Origin of the sequence: Nocardia anaemiae NBRC 100462, from assembly GCF_001612725.1 — a bacterium.
GTDB lineage: Bacteria > Actinomycetota > Actinomycetes > Mycobacteriales > Mycobacteriaceae > Nocardia > Nocardia anaemiae.
This window is the reverse complement of sequence record NZ_BDAZ01000004.1, coordinates 15,055-34,469: the sequence shown is the minus strand read 5'-3', so window position 1 is coordinate 34,469 and position 19,415 is coordinate 15,055. Positions and strand designations below refer to the sequence as shown.

The 19,415-nt window shown below is 64.3% G+C and carries 16 protein-coding genes; 8 read left to right on the top strand and 8 right to left on the bottom strand.

What is annotated here, in order from left to right; genetic code table 11:
* Nucleotides 1–406: 406 nt before the first annotated feature.
* A complete protein-coding gene (locus tag NA5_RS03495; RefSeq protein ID WP_169811256.1) occupies nt 407–1,537 on the bottom strand; it encodes a helix-turn-helix transcriptional regulator in 1,131 nt (376 codons plus the stop codon).
* A gap of 235 nt (nt 1,538–1,772) precedes the next feature.
* On the opposite strand from NA5_RS03495, the gene NA5_RS39040 reads away from it, so the two are divergent.
* On the top strand, nt 1,773–3,986 hold the full coding sequence (locus tag NA5_RS39040; RefSeq protein WP_176580243.1) for a glycoside hydrolase domain-containing protein: 2,214 nt from the start codon (nt 1,773–1,775) through the stop codon (nt 3,984–3,986).
* A 19-nt stretch (nt 3,987–4,005) separates the two neighbouring features.
* On the opposite strand, the gene NA5_RS03485 is transcribed toward NA5_RS39040, so the two are convergent.
* Nucleotides 4,006–4,488: a hypothetical protein gene (locus NA5_RS03485; RefSeq protein WP_062981833.1), complete on the bottom strand. Its 483-nt coding sequence runs from the start codon at nt 4,486–4,488 to the stop codon at nt 4,006–4,008.
* A 217-nt stretch (nt 4,489–4,705) separates the two neighbouring features.
* Here NA5_RS03485 and NA5_RS03480 point away from each other — a divergent pair, with 217 nt between their 5' ends.
* The 3 genes from NA5_RS03480 to NA5_RS03470 all read left to right on the top strand — a co-directional run bounded on the left by NA5_RS03480 (nt 4,706) and on the right by NA5_RS03470 (nt 11,458).
* Nucleotides 4,706–6,175, top strand: coding sequence for a multicopper oxidase family protein (locus tag NA5_RS03480; protein WP_062981831.1), 1,470 nt, complete (start codon nt 4,706–4,708; stop codon nt 6,173–6,175).
* A 226-nt stretch (nt 6,176–6,401) separates the two neighbouring features.
* Nucleotides 6,402–10,577 (top strand): nSTAND1 domain-containing NTPase, encoded by a 4,176-nt coding sequence (locus tag NA5_RS03475; RefSeq protein WP_063813167.1) that lies wholly within the window; start codon nt 6,402–6,404, stop codon nt 10,575–10,577.
* Nucleotides 10,574–11,458 (top strand): DUF4231 domain-containing protein, encoded by an 885-nt coding sequence (locus NA5_RS03470; protein WP_062981827.1) that lies wholly within the window; start codon nt 10,574–10,576, stop codon nt 11,456–11,458. The genes NA5_RS03475 and NA5_RS03470 overlap by 4 nt, the downstream gene beginning before the upstream one ends.
* Nucleotides 11,459–11,528: 70 nt before the next feature.
* On the opposite strand, the gene NA5_RS03465 is transcribed toward NA5_RS03470, so the two are convergent.
* The gene (locus NA5_RS03465; RefSeq protein ID WP_062981825.1) at nt 11,529–12,428 is read right to left on the bottom strand and encodes a glycoside hydrolase family protein; all 900 of its coding nucleotides are present in this window, start codon (nt 12,426–12,428) and stop codon (nt 11,529–11,531) included.
* A gap of 448 nt (nt 12,429–12,876) precedes the next feature.
* On the opposite strand from NA5_RS03465, the gene NA5_RS03460 reads away from it, so the two are divergent.
* Together NA5_RS03460 and NA5_RS03455 are read left to right on the top strand one after the other, a co-directional pair.
* The gene (locus NA5_RS03460; RefSeq protein ID WP_062981823.1) at nt 12,877–13,923 is read left to right on the top strand and encodes a M4 family metallopeptidase; all 1,047 of its coding nucleotides are present in this window, start codon (nt 12,877–12,879) and stop codon (nt 13,921–13,923) included.
* A 29-nt stretch (nt 13,924–13,952) separates the two neighbouring features.
* Nucleotides 13,953–14,270: a protealysin inhibitor emfourin gene (locus NA5_RS03455; RefSeq protein ID WP_157110212.1), complete on the top strand. Its 318-nt coding sequence runs from the start codon at nt 13,953–13,955 to the stop codon at nt 14,268–14,270.
* 22 nt (nt 14,271–14,292) lie between these two features.
* On the opposite strand, the gene NA5_RS03450 is transcribed toward NA5_RS03455, so the two are convergent.
* From NA5_RS03450 to NA5_RS03435, 4 genes are all read right to left on the bottom strand, one after another.
* A complete protein-coding gene (locus NA5_RS03450) occupies nt 14,293–15,285 on the bottom strand; it encodes a TIGR03557 family F420-dependent LLM class oxidoreductase (RefSeq protein ID WP_062981820.1) in 993 nt (330 codons plus the stop codon).
* A gap of 145 nt (nt 15,286–15,430) precedes the next feature.
* Complete coding sequence (locus NA5_RS03445; protein WP_084483853.1) at nt 15,431–15,904, bottom strand: CinA family protein; 474 nt, start codon at nt 15,902–15,904, stop codon at nt 15,431–15,433.
* A gap of 60 nt (nt 15,905–15,964) precedes the next feature.
* Complete coding sequence (locus NA5_RS03440) at nt 15,965–17,035, bottom strand: CHAP domain-containing protein (RefSeq protein WP_062981818.1); 1,071 nt, start codon at nt 17,033–17,035, stop codon at nt 15,965–15,967.
* 170 nt (nt 17,036–17,205) lie between these two features.
* Nucleotides 17,206–17,985 (bottom strand): enoyl-CoA hydratase-related protein, encoded by a 780-nt coding sequence (locus NA5_RS03435; protein WP_062982354.1) that lies wholly within the window; start codon nt 17,983–17,985, stop codon nt 17,206–17,208.
* Nucleotides 17,986–18,197: 212 nt separating this feature from the next.
* Between NA5_RS03435 and NA5_RS03430 the strand changes: the two genes are divergently transcribed.
* On the top strand, nt 18,198–18,428 hold the full coding sequence (locus tag NA5_RS03430; RefSeq protein ID WP_062981816.1) for a hypothetical protein: 231 nt from the start codon (nt 18,198–18,200) through the stop codon (nt 18,426–18,428).
* Between the two features lie 45 nt (nt 18,429–18,473).
* Here the strand turns inward: NA5_RS03430 and NA5_RS03425 are convergent, their stop codons facing one another.
* The gene (locus tag NA5_RS03425; RefSeq protein ID WP_062981814.1) at nt 18,474–18,809 is read right to left on the bottom strand and encodes a MerR family transcriptional regulator; all 336 of its coding nucleotides are present in this window, start codon (nt 18,807–18,809) and stop codon (nt 18,474–18,476) included.
* 147 nt (nt 18,810–18,956) lie between these two features.
* Between NA5_RS03425 and NA5_RS03420 the strand changes: the two genes are divergently transcribed.
* Nucleotides 18,957–19,376, top strand: coding sequence for an Hsp20/alpha crystallin family protein (locus NA5_RS03420; protein WP_062982352.1), 420 nt, complete (start codon nt 18,957–18,959; stop codon nt 19,374–19,376).
* The last annotated feature ends 39 nt before the right edge of the window (nt 19,377–19,415 follow it).

Genomic DNA, 19,415 nt, shown 5'->3' with positions numbered 1-19,415 from the left:
CTGAATGCTTGGAATCAAGAGTTGTTCTCAACATCTCCGTGGCGGCCCTGCTGGGGCCATGCGCCGCTCTTGTCTGGTTCGACGTGGGGGCACTGAATTCGGTGATGTAGACCCCGACAAGCTGGGTATGACATCCGCGTACTCGGCCACGCTGCCGAGTTGCCGGACTCGGGATATGAATGCGTCACGTGCCGAATCGACTGCTGACACGCGATTCGTTGCTCGGTGAATTGCATATGATTTGCCCCGGTGGGAGCACATCTTCCGGCGAGGCCGACAGCTGCTGCATCGGCCGGACCGAACAGGACACCTTCTGGTACCGCGGAAAGGCGTCCACGACAGCTTACCGCTGGCTACCAGACGAGTCGGCCGGAACGGGAAACCTTTCGAAGATAGCTTTTCCTGTTTAAAGTGGCCTACTCTCGTCGCGTTCGACGAACTGACCGGTTCCGGACAGCACGGCAGTCAGCACCCGGACCAGTTCGGCCTGTCGATGCGTACCGGTCTTTTCGAAGACGTGTTGCAGGTGGGTGCGCACGGTATTGGCCGATACCGCCAGTTCCTCAGCGATCGACCGCAGGCCTTCGCCGCGTAATGCCGCCGCCGCGACGCGGGCTTCGGCTCCGGTCAAGCCGTATAGTTGCCGCAGCGCCTTCGGCCCGCTCGGAATTTCATGATCAGGGTCGACGATGACGACGAGCGCCGCCGACGGGCATTCCTCGGGATCCAGCGGTAGCACCAGCAGTGCGTACGAGCTGCGACCGCTGTGCCGGGGAATGAGGGCCCGCCCCCCGACGTACGGCCCATACTTGCGCACCGCGGAATCGATCATGGCGCGCATCCCGACCGCTGTTCGGGCGTCCGATGATTCGAGGTGGCCGCGGCGTCCGATGCCGAGGCCGTCTCGCGATTCCAGGATCGTCAATGCCGCGGGGTTGGCGTAGCTGATCGCGCCGCAATTCGACACGATCACCAGCCCGTGCCGATGCGTGTCGAGCACGGCGATCGCCAGCGCATGCTCGTTGCGGGCTTCCATCAAACACGACTGCACGTTCAGTGCGTGCCGCAGATGCGGAAGCAGCAGGCGCATAGTCGTTGTCGCCGCTGAGCGGTCGAGATCGCGGCCGAGCTCGGGATACACCCCGAGCCACGATGTGCTGGTTCCGCTGGTCACCAGCGCGAGCATCCCGTTGCCCAGCCGATGCGGCACCATCCAATCGCAGAAGAACGGATGCCGGTGCAGGTACTGCGGCCCAAGCAACTCTTCGCATGTCGTAATGACACCGGCGGGTTCATGTTCGAGCGCACTCGCGATCGGATCGATACGCCAGAATCGGGTGTTGTAGCTGTCGCGCAGATCGTCCGCGCCGAGTGAACACGCGGTCATCAGTCGGCTACCCGATGCCGAGACCACCAACCCGCCGCAGTACGCGTCCAGCGCCGTGACGATATCGTGCACGGCCTGCGACCAGTCAGCGGGATATAGCGCCGCGCGATTGATTCGCGCGACGATCGCGGAGAACCTCTCGACTGTCATCGGCATATGAAATGACCTGCGACACAAGAGAAACGGCAATCATACCGGGGCGGATCATAGGTGTTTCGGGAGGCACTGCACACGAGTAGTCCGACACTCGATTCCATTCTCCCGAATGTCGTCGACGGAGACCGCCTTTTCATCGGTTTGGATGACGAACCGCGTCACCGGCGCTGCTCTACTCGGATGGGCAACTGCTTCGCAACTGTGCGGTGACTTCCCGGAGGGGGACGACATGACCAGATACTGGCCCTTGGCGCGTGGCCGCATCATCACCTCTCGATTCGGTCCCCGCGACGACGGTTTCCACTGGGGAGTCGATCTCGGCTGGCCGGGTGGCAGCGGCGGGTTGCCCGTCTACGCGGTCCAAGGCGGCACGGTGGTCTTCGCGGGTCCGGCCTCCGGATTCGGCGGCCCCGACCCGGCGGGCTGGGTCGTCGTGGACCATCCCGCCGCGGACGGCGGCGGCACGACCGTGTACGGACACGTGATTCGCGAAGTCGCGGTCGGCGACCGGGTCGAAGCCGGGCGGCGGATCGCCCGGATCAATCCCGATTCCGCATCCAATGGCGGAGTCGCCCCGCACCTGCACCTCGAGTGGCATCGGCACGTCTGGGTGCCACCCGGACCCGACCGACTCGACCCGCTGCCGCTGCTGGCCGAAGCCGAAGACCCACAACCCTCGACCAATGGAGGTCCCCGCATGTCGACCGCAGTCGATTTCGCCGCGCGTTTCATCGATCCCGATGCCATCAAGGCAGCCGGACACAGCGCTGTCCTTGTCTACGTGTCACCGAGCAGACCCGGATCCAGTTTCGGCGCCAAGCCGGTGACCAGGGAATATGCCGACAGCGTGCAGGCTGCCGGGCTCGAGATCGTTTCGGTATGGCAGTACGGCAAGCCCGGCAATGCGCAGGCGCCTTCGGACTGGACCACCGGATACGACGGCGGGCATCGGATGGGCCTGCAGGCCAGGGAAATCCATGCCGCCGCGGGCGGACACGACCGGTGCCCGATCTTCTTCGCGGTGGACGAGGACATTTCGCTGAATCAGTGGAACGACGAAGCGGTCGAGTTCTTTCGTGGTATCAACGACGCGATCGGGCGGGAGTGGACCGGAGTCTACGGCTCGTCGAAGGTATGCGCCTGGGCCATCCAAGACGGTGTGATCGGCCGGACCTCCGAGGACCGGTACTGGGCCTGGCAGACGCGCGCCTGGTCCGGCAATCGGCTCGACACCCCCGAGGCCGTCCTTTACCAGCGCGTCATCGATACACCATCCAACCCCGGCCCCGACATCGACGGCAGTTCCGTCGACGTCAACGACATCTTGGCGACCGACTTCGGGCAGTGGTCCATGCAACGTACTCAGGCACAAGGAGAACACGCCGTGAACGCCCCTGTATTCACCGAATTGGACAGAATGGGAAACTCCCGGTCGGAGCGCTGGGGGGCTCGCATCACGAACTTTCTGCTGCACACCCAGGAAGGGAACGGCACGGCCGAATCGCTGGCGGCGTACCTCAATAACACGGCCAATGGGGCCTCGTATCACTACACGCTCAGGAACGGGATCGTCTGCGATGTCGTCGATACGGATTACGCGTCGTGGTCGGTCCTGGATGCCAACGCGAACACGATCAATCTCTGCTTCGCGGGCAGCCAGGCGTCATGGTCGAGGGACGAATGGATGGCAATCGACGACGACCTGCGCATAGCCGCGTGGCTGGCGGTCAAGGACGCGAAGAAGTACGGTTTCGCCACCGACGTCATCGCCCCGCCGTATACGCGGCGCGACGGCATCTCCGACCATAAATATGTGACGGAATGCCTGGGCATCGGCACCCATACCGACGTCGGCTGGAACTTCCCGTGGGACGTCTTCGAAGGCCACGTCCGAGAGTTCTCCGGTGCCGCACCGGCCGGAGAAATCGATGCGAAGGCGGCGCAATCGCCGTGGCTGGGCCAGCGGCTCGGCACCGACGGCGAAATGCGGACCGCCGACGGTGTCGGCCGATTCGCTCAATTCAAGAATGGATACATCTACTGGCATCCCTCCACCGGAGCGCACCCGATCCCGTCATCGTTATTCGACAAATATGCCGAAACTGGTTGGGAAGCCGGGCCTTTGGGCTATCCGATCACCGATAACACGGTACTGCGCGACCCGAAGGATGTGGAATGGGGCGAGGTGGAGGGCTTCCAGAACGGGGCGCTCTACCACCGCAACGGCCAACCGGTTTTCTGGGTGCACGGCGAAATCCGCGACCGATGGAATCGGAGCGGATTCGAGAACGGACCCCTCGGCTGGCCGACATCCGACGAAATTCCCTTCGACACGGGGAGTTACCAGCAGTTCGAAAACGGCAGGATCTACTGGACACCGAAACAGACCCTCGCACTGCGGTCGGCCACCGGACATGACGAGCCGTTGCCCGACTCACCCTGAGACGTAACGCCGGGCGGGCTCAACTGGCCGTGAACGTGCCGAACCCCGAAGATATGGTGACGGCGAGGCCGCCCGCGGTCGCGAGTGCGGTGATTCGGCCCGCTCCGGTGAACACCGGCACCGGCGCGGGGGCACAATCGCAGGGTTGCTGCGCCGTTTCCCGATCTGCCACGTCGACCACACCGGCAGCTCCGGTCGTCACGTTCAACCACTGGATCCGGGCGTGCGAGTCGAGCATGACGCTGCCGCCGAAGGGACCGGGGTTGGCCACACCGAAGGTGGTGACTCCGGGCTGGTCGCCGACGGTTGCCGTCAAGTAGATGCTGAATTGCGTTGGGACACCCCAAGTTTGAGATATTTTCACCAGTGGGAGCTGGAAGGTGATCACTTCCCCGGCGCGGGCGATGGTGTGCTGCCCCAGCACCAACGCACTCACCATCGCACCGACGAACCCCAGCTTGGCACTCACTCCGACAGCCCGGCGAACCACATCGTCCGTCACTAGCCCCTCCTCAAAGTCGATTCCGGCCTGCATCGATGCCGAAGACATGAGCACCCTCCCAAGTAAACAACCCGAGCCGCGATACTCAGGGCATCGACCCGCCCGGAGTCTGGGATGAATGGACACGCGCGGCCGGGATATTGTCGTTCCAGTCCGGATCACCCGGTGAACGCTGTTCGATTCGAGCTGTCGCGGAATGCGAGGGGAGTGATTCAGCGTGCGTATCGATCGACGTGATTTTTTCCAATGGAGCAGTCTGGCCCTGCTGACGAGCACCGGTGTGGCTGCGGCAGGCTGCGCGCGCAACTCCGATACACCGCCGAGCGGTAAGGCCGATTACACCGTGCGCATCGATCGAGGTGATATCGAACTCGCACCGGGACGCGTGGTGTCGACCATTACTTACAACGATCAATTCCCGGGCCCCCTGCTGAGATTCACCGAAGGGAAACGGACCTGGGTCGATATCCACAACGACACCGACACCCCCGAACAGTTGCACTGGCACGGCCAACACGTCGGTGTGGAAGTGGACGGATCGGCCGAGGAAGGTACGCCGTTCGTCCCCGCACACGGGATGCGGCGAATCTCATTTGATCCGGGACCATCCGGCTTCCGCTTCTATCACACCCATCTGAACCCCGGTGCGAATCTGGCCGGCGGCCAGTACAGCGGCCAAGTCGGCCCGGTCTACATCGAACCGGCGACCAACCCTGGAGCCTACGACCACGAAGTGTTCCTGACTCTCAAGGAATTCGAACCCAGCCTGAGTCAGGAAGGCGAAATGCCCGAGGACTTCCTGGCCGGAGACCCGGTGCCCGATCTCAGAGATCGGGGGGAGGCGGTAATGGCCGCGTCGCTGGCACGCGGGGAACCGCACGGCTACGAGGTGGGCTATGAGGCCTTCACCATCAATGGCCGCATGCTCAGTCATGGTGATCCGATCCGGGTCGAGAACGGCGATCGAGTGCTACTGCATGTGCTCAACGGCAGCGCCACCGAAACTCGCAGCCTCGCTCTGCCCGGCCACACCTTCACTGTCCTCGCCCTCGACGGCAATCCGGTGCCCAGCCCGACTCCGGTGCCCGTCCTGTGGCTCGGCACCGGCGAACGGATCTCGGCGATCGTGGAGATGACGAACCCCGGTGTGTGGGTGCTCGGAGATCTGTCCGACGAGGACCGGGAAGCGGGGATGGGCATAGTCGTCGAATACGCCGACCGCACAGGCGAACCGCAATGGCTTCCGCCGCCACCGTTCCGATGGGATTATCGGCTTTTCACCGGGCGCGACCAAATGCCACCGGCCGCCGATGATCTCATCGAAATGGTCATCGAAAAGCGCAATGCCGCCCGAGACGGATTCAACGTGTGGACCATCAACGGCACCCCATTCGACATGGACAACAAGCATCCGGTCGTCGATATCGTGCGCGGCAAGCGGTACCGCCTGCGTTTCTACAACGCCACCGACGACCGCCACCCCATGCATCTGCATCGCCACAGTTTCGAAATCACCCACATTGCGGGCACACCCACCGCCGGACTGCACAAGGACGTGGCAATGCTCGGTGGCTACCAGCGGATGGACGTCGACTTCCGCGCCGACCAACCAGGCCTCGCTTTGCTGCATTGCCATGCTCAACTACACATGGATTTTGGATTCATGACGCTGCTGAACACCGTATGAACCATGTTCTGCTGTCCGCCCGGGAAACCGCTCCGCGGTCGGGCGGTGATGGGATTTCCAGGCATGAGGATCCAGCGTTCGCCTTGGCGTTTGCGTAGTGTTTTGCGGCAATATCGAGTAGGCGATACTCGCGTGCGTCGGCTTGCTCGAGCGCAGGATTTTCGTATGACGCTTGCGATGTTCGACGCGGGCTCCCACCGGGGGCTGTGCACGGTGGTGTAAGGCAATGTCCAGAGTATTCCTGAGTCACTCCAGCCGGGACGATCGCGAAGCGATGGCACTCAAGGCATGGTTGACCGAAGCCGATCCCGGACTGACCGGCGAGATCTTCCTCGACCTCGACCGGACGACCGGAATTCCGGTAGGTACGCGGTGGAAAGACGCGCTGCGCCGCGCGAGCGATCGGTGTGAAGCGGTTATCTGTCTGGTCTCCGATAACTGGGACGCATCGCGCGAATGCAAGGTCGAATACCGCCACGCCGAGGACCTCGGCAAGCCGATCTTCGCGGCTCGGTTGCAGCCTTTGTCCGGTCGCGATATCACCAGCGAGTGGCAGCGCTGCGACCTGTTCGGTGCCGGTCCGAAAACGGAGATAGCCGTGGGCGATGAGTCGCCGCCGGTGCAATTTCTCACCGAGGGTCTATTGCGACTGCGGGACGGCTTGCGCGCGGCCGGGATCGGGGCGGATACCTTTGCCTGGCCGCCACCCGACGAACCGGATCGCGCGCCGTATCGTGGCTGGCAGCCACTGGAACAGGTGGACGCCGCGGTGTACTTCGGACGCGACACCCAGATCGGCCGCGCGCTGAATTCGATACGGGGAATGCGCAATTCCGGCGAAGCTCGAATGTTCGTCATTCTCGGGCCGTCGGGTGTCGGTAAATCGTCGTTCCTGCGCGCGGGCTTGCTGCCCAGGCTCCAGCGCGACGACCACCATTTCCGGCCGATGGGCATCGTCCGACCGCAACGTAACGCGCTCACCGGCGGCAGCGGATTGGCGCACTCGATTCAGGACCTACGCGGCAGTGTCGGGCTGCACACGCCCAGCCTCGGTGCGATCAAGGACGGAATTCGGGATGTCGCGCGGGTGCACGCGTGGCTGGCCGAGGCACAGCAGGCCGCGAAGGATCGCATTATCGATCCGACCGATGAGGTGCCACCCACGCTTGTCCTGCCGATCGACCAGACCGAGGAATTATTCGGCGTCGACGCCGGTGAGCAGGCGCAAGCCTTCCTCGGTGTGCTCGCCGACCTGCTCGGCGGGGACGACGCGCTGCCGATGATCGCGATCGCGACAATTCGCTCGGACCGGTACGAGCCACTGCAGACCGCACCGCAATTGGCCGCCCTCGAGGTTCGCCCATTCGACGATCTGAAACCCATGCCGCAGGCCCAATTCAAAGAGGTGATCTGTGGGCCTGTTCGACGCGCGCGAGAAGCCGGGAGCCGACTGTCGTTCGCACCCGACCTGGTCGACCGGCTGCTCGAGGACTGGTCGCGCGGCGCGGATACGCTGCCGCTGCTCTCGCTCACGCTGGCCCGGCTCTACCAGGACTACGGCGACGGAGAGATCACGCTCGCCGAGTACAACGCGATGGGTGGGCTGCGCCGCGTCGTACAGTGCGAGATCGACGAGCTGCTCGCGGTGGATTCTCGAATCAGGCAACGGCAATTGGCGGTGCTGCGGACGGCGTTCGTGCCGTGGCTGGCGACGATCAATCCGGACAACGACCAGCCGATGCGGCGCGCAGCGCGCTGGTTCGACCTGCCGTCGGAGAGCCATCCGCTGCTCGAGGCGTTCATCGCCAGGCGGCTGCTGGTCCGCGATGAGCGCGACGGCGAGGTCGTCGTCGAAGTCGCGTTGGAAAGCCTACTGCGCCAATGGGACATGCTCGCCGGGTGGCTACGCGAACAGGCCACCGACTTGAAGGGCGCCGACGAGTTGGAACGCGCGGCGCACGCCTGGAAAGCCAACGCGTGCAGCGACGAATGGCTGCTAACCGGCAGCCGACTCGATGACGCCGAATCCCTCGCCGCCACACCGGGTTTCCGGGAACGGCTCAATCCGACGCGCGAGTTCCTGCTCGCCTCCCGGCGGCGAGCGGACGAGCGCGTGGAGGCCGACCTGCGGGCGGCGCGAGAACGTCAGGAATCCGCGGAAGCGTTGGCGGCGGCGGAAACTCAGGCCAAGGAGAAGGCTCAAGAGTACGCCCGGGTGCTGCGGCGGCGTTCGCAAATTCTGCGGGTGGCGTTGGCGATAGCGGTTGTCGCGGCCCTGGCCGCCGGGTTGTTGTTCTTCAAAGCGTCGCGAGCGGAGAAAGAGGCGACCGCGCGGAGCAGGGATGCGACCGCGTTGGCATTGATCGCGAATTCGCAACTGATGCTGTCCGATTCGTATCCGGGCGCAAACGATGACGTTCTCGCCATGCAGAGTGTGCTTGCCGCACGTAGTTTTCCCAACCGCAATAACGGCGAATACTCGCTACTCAGCGCAGTGAATCAGCTACGCGACCTGCGCAAGATCATCCCCACCAGAGGTGGCTACGTTCACAGCGTCGAGTTCAGTCCCGACGGAACGCGCATCGTGTCCAGTCATGGTGAGCACATCCAGCTGTGGGACGCCAAGACTTGGAAGCCCATCGGCGAGTTCATGACCGGGCACAAGCGTGAGGTGTTGCAGGTCGCGTTCAGCCCGGACGGCAAACGTATCGTGACCGGCGGCGTCGACAGCACATTGCGGTTGTGGGATGCCGAATCCCGCCAGCCGATCGGTGAGCCGATGCGCGGACACGAAGCACAGGTCACCAGCGTCGCGTTCAGTCGGGACGGCCGCAGGCTCGTGTCGGGCAGTTCGGACAAGACGCTGCGAGTGTGGGATGCCGAGTCCCGGCAACAGATCGGTGAGCCGATGCGCGGGCACGAGCGAGAGGTGACGAGTGTCGCGATCGGCGTGGATGACACGGTCGCGTCAGCAAGTTTCGATGGCACGATTCGGTTGTGGGATACCGGGTCCCGCGAGCCGATCGGCGAGCTGCTGCGCGTACCCGGAGCAGCGCTCACCAGTGTCGCGTTCAGCCAGGATGGCACCCGAATCGCAGCGAGCGGCGCCGAGAACACGATCCGGTTGTGGGATGCCCACACCCGCCAGCCGATCGGCGAGCCGCTGCGCGGACACACCGGCACTGTCGAGCGAGTGGTGTTCAGCCGCGACGGCACCCGCCTCGCCTCGGCAAGCGACGACAAGACCGTGCGGGTGTGGGATGCCGCGACCGGACAGCCGGTCGGGGAACCGCTGGTAGGACACGAATTCGCGGTCAGCGCGGTCGCCTTCCACCCCAGCGGGCAGCGTCTCATTTCCAGCAGCTTCGACGAAACGCTGCGTGAATGGGACGCCGGTGGCGGGAAGGTCTTCCGCGGGCACAACGGAGCCGTTTTCGACGCGGGATTCAGCCCGGACGGTACTCGGATCGTATCCATCGGTGTTGACGCGACGATGCGGCGCTCGAATGCCCGTACCGGTGAAAGCATGGCTCCGGTTATTCCGCTCGGGGATGTGTCCACCTGGGACTTCAGCTTCGACGGCACGCAGATCGTCACGGCTACGACCACGCTGCAGCGCTGGGACCTGGCCAGCGGTGCTCCGGTCGGGAACTCGATCGCTATACCGCCGGACACCAAGAATCTGGTACTCGATGTCGCCGACCGAAAGATCGCGACGGATAACGGAACCGATATCCAGATACGCGACATCGACAGGATGCAGCCGGTCGGGATTCCAATCCCTCACCCAGCGCTGTCGACGTTCACATTCAAATTCAGCCCCGACGGCCAGCGCTTGGCCACTGGCGGCTCGGACAGCAAGGTCCGCCTCTGGGACACGAACTCGGGCCAACAGATCGGTAAGGTCTTGGAGGGGCAGGGCTGGGTCAGCGAGATCGAATTCAGTCGCGACGGCCGCACTCTCGCCGTCGCATACAAGGACAAAACAGTACAGCTGTGGAACACGCAGACCGGAGATCCGATCGGAAAGCCCATGCGGACCGACGGTTGGGTGATCGACCTCGCGTTCAGCCCCGACGGCCGCACCCTCGTCACCGGAGGTGGGGACAGCACCGTGCGTTTGTGGGATGTACAGGAGCGCCGCCAGATCGGTTCTGCCCTCATGGGACATACACAACCGGTGACGCATGTGGATTTCAGCCCCGATGGTAAGCGCGTCGTGTCGACCAGCATCGACGGAACCATCCGCCTCTGGCCCGTCCCGATCGCGTCAACAGAAATCTTGTGCGAGAAGATGACCTACAACATGAGCCGGGAAACCTGGAAGTCCCGGATCTCGCCGAAGATCGACTACGTCAAATTGTGCCCGAATCTGCCGATCGCCGGTGAGGAGGGCAAATGACCGTGGCTTCCGATGACGAGCTGGTGAACGCCCTGTGGGAGAAGCGAATTCGCTGGTCTCATGCGGCCACCCGGATGAAGCTGCGGATCGACCGGCTCCGCCTGACGGTACTGTGGCTGAGCAGTTGGGGAGCGATCGCGGCCGCATCGACGGCTACAGTGCTGCGGCCCTCCGGTCTGCCCTCGCGTATCGTCGCGGCCACCGGTGCGGCGGCACTGGCAGGTGCCACCTACGTTGGTGCTCAGTTTCTGACCTCGGAAGCGGTCCGGCGGTGGACCCGCGCGCGGGCGGTGTCGGAGGGAATGCGGCAGCAGATCTTCAGGTTTCGCGCGATTCCGGGAACAGCCGCGCAGCTTCGGACCGAAGTCGAAGAGCTCGAACAGGCGGCCGAGGACCTCCTGTGCTTTCTCGACACGACGGCGACCGTGGGACCCGCACCCGGTGCGCTGACCCCCGAGCAGTATGTGAGCAAACGCGTGGAAGGCCAGATAGCCAACTACTATCGCCCCTCCGCTCTACGTTGTTCCGCGCGAGCACAATTCCTGCGCCGGATCGCCATCGCGCTGGGGCTGACAGCCACGATCGCGGCTTCGGTCAGCACCGCGGCAAGCGCCGACGCCGCCACCCGAATCGCACCGTGGATCGCCGTCCTGACCACGCTCAGCGGTTCGCTCCTCGGCTATCTCGCGAGCAAGCGATACGACTTCCTGGCCGTCAGCTATCTCGCGACCGCCAACCGGTTACAGCGACTGCTCGACAACTGGCGAACTGCGGGATCTCCGACCGATCCGCCGCGATGGTCGAAATTCGTCGACGACTGTGAGAACGCCATCGCTGCCGAAAACGAAAGCTGGCTGGGGAAGTGGGCCGACGCCCGGTGAATGAATGCCGGAGCGGTGCGCCACGGTGGCAGCGGGCAGTCACGCCCGCGAACAGGCGGCGCGCTCGAGATCAACTCTCGGATTGTTCGAGGAGCTCTGGGTAGACCGTGAAGTGGCGGACTGTGCCTGATAGGTCGGGGAGTTCGAGAGGTGTTGTCCAAGTTCGGAAGTCGTCGTGGCAGTCGCTGTAGAGGTATTGGTGGTCGGTGTAGGCGTCGAAATAGATTCGCCAGCCACCGCCCGGGAGCGCGATGACGCACTGTCCCTCGACCGGAGCACCCCACCCGGCCCAATCATCGGTCGCCACAAAGGTATACGGGCCGAGCAGCCGATCCGCGACGGCGAGTTCGATGTATTTGGTGGATTCGTTCTTGGTGAACGCGTAGTAGCGTCCGTCGGCGCGGATCACGGTGGTGTCGATATAGCCGTAGGAGGTGCTGTCGGGCTGGGCCAGCCCGACTATCGGCTTCAGTGCGCTCCATGAGCGCAGTTTCGGGTCGGCGGTCGTCAGGTGCGGTGTGAATCGGTAGCCGTCCGACAGCGACACGATGACGTTGATACTTCCGTCGGTGTCGATGAACCATTCCGGCGCCCAGGTCGATGTCACGCCAGGCAGCGGCACCATGATGTCGTAGAGATGACTCCAGTTCAGCCGGTCCGCGCTGTAGGCGAAACCGATGGTTCGTCCTTCCCAGCCGGTGGTGTAGGTGAGGTAGTAGTAGCCATCGATATTGCGAAACACGCTGGGGTCGCGCAGCAGCCCCGTCGGCGGCCGGTAGGCGGGTCCACACAGTTGCCGGAAGCTGATCGCATCGTCGGATTCGTAGACATACAAATCGGTTTCGCTGTCATCGGTGAACGCGGTCATGGTGTACCGCAGCACCGAACGTGGTCGCTGTGCGGCAGCCGCGCGCCCAGCGGCGGGTAGCGCCGCAGCCAACGCCAGCAACGATCTTCGGCTGAGCCCCATCCACTGATTGTGCCGTGATGTTGTCCGACCACTTGTCGACACGCCGAGCGGGGTATCGGTGCGCCCAACGGTAGCCCCGCTCGACCTTTCGCACACTCGTCTACCGTTTCGACGGTGCCGAGGTGCCCGCTGTTCTCGTGACCGCCGCCCGTGCGGCCGTGGGCTACTTGCCCCGGTCGGTTGCTCCGACAGGGATAAGAAGTAGTCGCCTACCCGTGTCCGCGGCTATCTGCAATCCGAGAATGAATGCGCAGGTCGACGTCGGTTCAGCGGTAAGGAACAAACCGCTCATAGGTCCCGCGCAACCGTGCGGCAACAAGTTGAATCGTCAGCGCCACAAGCGTTTTCGAAGAATATCGGCGCCCGGATAACGTCGCCATCGCCGCGCCGGAACCGGCCCGCCCCCATCCACATCAGCCGCCGCACAGCATCCGAAACGGAGCAGAAAATGCGATACCCCACAGCGTGCATCCTCCCACCCGACCTACTGCAGTCGGTCGCGCGTGAACTCCCACCGGAACAGCGAGCAGAACTGCTCGCATCCATGGATCTGGACAACAGCATCCGAATGCTGCGGGCCGAGGCCGTCGGCCGACAGGGACCACAGCCGCAGCAGGCCGTCGGCGCGGTATCGAACGGGGTACCGCAGCGATCGATCTTCGACCAGCAGAATTCCACCGCGATGGTGCCGGGAACGCTCGCTCGAGCCGAGGGACAGCCGCCGGTTGCCGACCCGTCGATCAACTCCGCCTACGACAGCTTCGGCGCCACCTATGACTTCTACTGGAACGTCTTCCAACGCGACTCCATCGACGACCAGGGCATGCCGATCGCCGCGATGGTCCATTTCGGCACCAAATATGACAACGCGTTCTGGGACGGCCAGGGACACATGTTCTTCGGTGACGGAAGTGGCCAGGTATTCACCGACACCACCCGCAGCCTCGACGTGGTCGCACACGAGTTGACCCACGGCGTCACCCAGTTCGAGGCGAATCTCACCTACTCCAACCAGTCCGGCGCACTGAACGAATCCTTGTCCGACGTGTTCGGATCGTTGGTGAAGCAATACCACCTCGCCCAAACCGCCGATCAAGCCGATTGGTTGATCGGTGCGGACATCGTGGGACCGCTGCTGACACCCGCGTTGCGATCGCTGAAGGCCCCCGGCACAGCCAACCCGCACGACAACCAACCCGCCGATATGTCGAAATACGTGCAGACCACCAGGGACAACGGCGGCGTCCACATCAACTCGGGCATCCCGAACCACGCCTTCTACCTGCTCGCCACCACACTCGGCGGGGAAGCGTGGAAGACGCCGGGAACAGTCTGGTACGACGCACTCGTCGATCCCGGGCTCAGGCCCAACGCCACCTTCAGCAACTTCGCCGCATTGACGTTGAAGCAGGCCCGCTACCGTTTCGGGAGGGTCAGCAACGAAGCGCAGGCGGTGCAATCCGCATGGGATGCTGTGAGAGTTCCGCTGCGCTGAACCCGATGGCCGCGCATACCATCGTGTCCATGGCCACATCCGATGTACATCTCGAATTCCGGCGAAGCGGCGGCCTTGCCGGAATAGAGATGACGACCTCGGTCGACGCCCGCGATCTGCCCGCCGAGCAGGCACCGGTCATCACCGACCTGCTCAATGACACACTGTCCGAGCAAGACACGCCGACACACCGTCCGCCGATGCCGGATCAGTTCGACTACGAACTCACGGTCACCGACGGCCATCGGACCAGCACCTATCACTGGACCGATATGCAGATCCCCGAGGCGGCACAACCGCTGATCGCCGAATTGGCCGAGCGTTCCGAACCTGATTCGGCTACCTGACCGAACGCGACTCCGACAGAACTCAGGAATCGGTATCGGCCGCACGGAGTTTCGCCAAAAGCGGTTCGGCGGCCTCGGCGAGGAAGCGGTCCTGCTGCTCGTCGCCGATTTCGACGACAGCGATATCGGTGAAGCCAGCGTCCTGGTAGGGCCGCACGGCAGCCACTATGGCATCGAGATCGGGCCCGCACGGGATCGTCTCGGCCACATCTTGCGGGCGCACGAACTGGGTCGCGGCCGCGAAACTCGCTGGCGTCGGCAGGTTCGAGTTGACATCCCAGCCGCCCACCGACCACCGGAACTGTTCATGGGCGCGCTGAATTGCTTTGTCGCGGTCGGTATCCCAGCTGATCGGCAATTGCCCGGTCACGCGGGACCGCGCCGCGCCCGAGTCGTTCGCGCGCACGCGATGCCATGACCGAACGAGTTCGGGGTCGGGACTGGTGCTGACCATCTCATCGGCCAGCGGGGCGAATCGCTGCACCGATCGTGGCCCGGATACCGCGACCGCGATCGGTACCGACTGGTCCGGCAGGTCCCAGACCTTGGCGGCGTCGACTCGATACCACTTACCGAGTCGGCTGACTGTCCCGCCCGCATGCAGATCACGGATGATGCCGATGGACTCGGCGAGTCGCTCCAGCCGTTCCTCGAGCCCGGGCCAGCCCGCACCGATCACGTGTTCGTTGAGGCTTTCGCCGCTACCGAGCCCAAGGGTGAACCGCCCTTCGGCCAGGATCTGCAAGGTCGCCGCCTGCTGCGCGACGATCGCCGGGTGGTAGCGCATGGTCGGGCACGTCACGTAGGTCATCAGCGGGATTCGCCGGGTCGCCTGTGCGACCGCCCCGAGGGAGGTCCACGCGTTCGGCGCGTGTCCCTGCTCTTCGAGCCACGGTGCGTAATGGTCGCTGCTGACCAGGAAGTCGAATCCCGCCTCCTCGGCGGCGACGGCATAGCGGACGAGTTCGCGCGGGCCGCTCTGCTCGGTCATCAGTGTGTATCCGAATCGGGTCACTGTCGCTCCTTTCGCTCGGCGGTGGATATCGGTGGGCTACCCGTCAACCGCGTAGTTATCGGTGACGGTTTCCACGCATTCGAGCAACGGGCAGTCGCAACCCCCCGCCTCGGGTATGCCGGTGCCGGGTCACCGCCGCGTACGGTCAGCTCGAGGTGTCGTCCATCGCCTCCCGCACCATGTCGAGCGCCACCTCGACCGTCCGCCTCAGCACCTCTTGGGGTTCACCATCGAACAGCTCATGCCGTGCCCAGATCCCGCCCTCGCTGTGGACCGCCAGCCACACCGACCCCGCAGGTTCACCGTCCTGGGGATCGGGGCCGCCGACCCCGGTCACAGCCACAGCCACGTCCGCGCCGAGCAATTTCCGCACGCCGATCGCCATGGCGCGAGCCGCGGTCTCCGATACCACGGGCACCTCGGGAACACCGAGCACCTGCCGTTTGACATCCGCACTGTAGGAAACCACCGCACCCCGCAACCACTGCGCCGAATCCGGGGCAGCGCCCAACGCCGACGACAGCTGCCCGCAGGTCAACGATTCCGCAACCGCCACCGTCCGTTTCGACCGCATGGCGACCGAGGCCACCCGACTCGCAGACTCATCGATTCTGGACACAGACCCACCCTATCGACCCCGGCAGATGCTCCGACCTTTTCAGTACGGGTAGCTGGCGGGTTACACGTTGGCCGGGGTCTTGGCGGGCGGATGTATGACGCCGGTGAAATTTCCACCGGAGAGGTTGTAGGTGTGCTGGCGTACGGCGTCGCCGGAGTTGCCTTCAATGGTGGTGATGGTGTTGCCGTCGCGCGCCACCACTACCCCGATGTGGTGTTGTCCGCCGAAAACGACGAGGTCCCCGGGGCGAGCGCTCGACATGTCGCTATCGGCCCAGCCCCTGTTGGCGGCGTCGGACCATACGCTGGGCACGTAGTTCTTGTTGCTCCAGTCGACGTCGATACCGGACTGCTTCCAGACCCAGGTGGCGAATGACGCGCACCACGCGTCATCGATGTTGTACGGGCGGTTCACGTGGTTGGTTCCGGTTTCGGCCACGCCGAGTTCGTTCGCGGCGAAACCCTTGATCTTGTCGATGGTGCTCGCGTCGGCGGGTGGCACAAAGCTGTGGCCGGACCACGGTGTCGTCAACGGCGCCGTGGTCCCGCCGTAGCCGCTGCTCACCGGGTTATCGGGGGCGGAGTTGTCGATGTGGTCGGCATGGCGCTGAATGTCGGTCGCGGCGTCGCGCATCCGCTGTTCTACGGTCGCGGCGGTGGCGGCGCATGCGGTCCGCAGTGGGCCCTCCACCGATTCCGGCCAGTACGCTTTGCCTGCCGCGTCGTAGCTCGGTCCGGGTGCCTGCTTCGCGTCCTCGAGGGTGCCGCGGAGTTGCTTGACCGCTCGCTCGATATCGACATATGCGTCACCCGCAACGGAGTAGGTGCCATAGGTCGAGCTGTCGACGCCTTCGTCGTTCGCATCCATCGACGCTTCGATCTCGCGCAGGGCGGAGACGGTTTCGTTGTGGTTGGTGGTCGCGACCGACTGATTCTTGTCGTCGATAATGTTCTTGTCCCGCAATAGCTTTACGAATTTCGGGGCCCTGGACGGCGTACCCGCGCCGAGGTTGTCGACATTGACTTGAACCGCCGTGTGGGTGGCGCTGACGACGCCCTTCAGGAAGTCCGATGCGTAATCGGGAACGGTCAGCTCCGGAATGATCCGATAGTGGTCGACGGTCGGGCTCATCGCGGCACCCCGTCGTCGCTCGGCTGTGGACCAACGAATAGCGACATCCGTAATCCTCTACTCACACGGACCGATGCGAATGAGTATCGGCCATTCCCAGAATCGGGAATGACGGTTCAGCCCTGTTGCCCAGATCGCAGGCCGGACACCAGAATTCGGGCAATGGGTCGCTAATCGCGCCAGACGGGTGGGCGCTTCGCGAGGAAGGCCGCCATACCTTCACGGGCGCTGGGGAGTTGGGCGGCGGCGGCCATGACTTCCAGGGCGAGAGCGTAGGCATCTGCTTCAGGGCGGTCGAGTTGGCTGTAGAGGGTGCGTTTGCCAAGTGCCTTGCTGGTCCGGCTGCCCCGGGTAGCGCGGGCAAGCAACTCGCCCACGGCACGGTCCAGCTCGGCGTCTGGCACCGCTCGATTGATCAGGCCCCACTGTTCGGCGGTGCGGGCATCGATCGGGTCGCCGGTGAGGGCCAGCTCCATCAGGCGTTTGCGGCCGACGGCTCGCGCCACCGGCACTGCGGGAGTGTGGCAGAACCAGCCGCCCTTGCCGCCGGGGAGCGCGAACCCGGCCGATTCGGCGGCGATGGCCAGATCGCATGAGGCCACCAGCTGGCAACCGGCAGCCGTGGCCAAACCGTGCACCCGGGCGATCACCACCTGTGGCACCGACTCGATGGTCGACATGAGCTCGGTGCACAGTGCGAGCAGTTCCCGCACGCCGAGCAGGTCACGCGCGGCGACGTCGGCGAAATCATGTCCCGCGGAGAACACCGGACCGTGCGCCCCGAGCACTATCCCGGTGGCGTCGGTCTCGCCCGCGGCCCGGAACGAGGCGAGCAGTTCGGCCAGATGTTCGCCCGACAGCGCATTGCGCCGCTCCGGCCGGTTCATGGTGATGCGCACCGTGTCGCCGTCCCGCGCGACCAGCACGTGCCGATACTCCAAGGCGGTCATATCTCCACCGTAGATCTCCGCGGGCAACGACACGACACCTCCGCAGCGGCGCGCACGGCCGAGGTAGAGCCCCGTCGGCGCCTCGTCGACAGTGCTCGGCAGTGCCGATCGGCCCACGACAGTGGGACCAGTGGCCCTGCCCCACGCCACGATCGAGCCAATAACATCGGCGGACAAAATGATCCACGAATGATGGGGCAGAGAGGTACGAGATGACATCGGTGAGATCGGAAATAGCCACGCCGGACGTCGTCGTCGCCGATGCGATCGAGCACCTTCGACACGACTTTCCCGCTGTCGCCGCCGACGTTCTACACGCCGCCGCTGCCCGCGCGCAACGCGATCTCTGTGATGCGCCAGCCGGTTGGTTGCCCGAACTTGCCGAGCGGTTGGCGTGGTGGCGGCTCGTATCGGCCTCGGGTGCGTTCCGCCGAGTGCTTTGATCGCCAACCGCGCTCGATCGATGTCCTGGGAGTTGTAGATCTACTTCAACGCGGGGCCTTTGGTCCCGCCGTGCCTTGCCCGCGGAGACGACGGTTGTCGGCGTGGAGTTCGGCGTTGGCGTCTTCGAGGTCGAGGATGCGGCCGATCCCGGCGAGGTTGATGCCTTCGGCGACCAGCGCGGTGATTCGGTGTAGCCGGGAGAGGTCGTCGCCGCTGTAGCGGCGGGTGCCGCCGTCGCTGCGCGCGGGGGTTATCAGCCCATGCCGTTCGTAGAGGCGCAGCGTCTGTACGCCGATACCCGCCAAGTCGGCGGCCACCGAGATCGCATATACCGCGCGCCCGGGATCGGGCTGCTGCGGCTGGTGCTGAGGCCGAGCCATCCTGCTCCTCGATACTTCTTGCTGCCGAGATTTTCTATGCTAACCCCTTGCGACTATCTTCTCATAGTGCTATAAGAAATCTGTACCGGATGACATAGATTATCTGGGTCCGACTATCGAGAAGACAGCTAGTTGGAGGTGGCGATCATGCTCATGCGTACCGATCCGTTCCGTGATCTGGATCGTCTGGCGCAGCAGGTGTTCGGCACAGCGGCGCATCCCGCGGCAATGCCGATGGACGCCTGGCGCGAGGGTGACAAGTTCGTCGTCGAGTTCGATCTGCCGGGGATGGATCCCGATTCGCTGGACCTGGGTGTGGAGCGCAACGTTGTGACAGTGCGCGCCTCGCGCCCGGAACTAGAGGCGAACCGGGAGATGGTCGCCGCGGAACGCGCACGCGGTGTGTTCAGCCGCCAATTGTTCCTCGGCGAGACCCTCGATGCCGATCACATCAGCGCCGACTACACCGACGGTGTGCTGCGCTTGACGATCCCGGTCGAGGAGAAGGCCAAGCCCCGCCGGATCGAGATCGCCTGCGGTAACGGGCACAAGGCGATCAACGCCTGAGCCGGGGCGGGCCCGCCCCTTCCCACCCGGAGGTAAGGC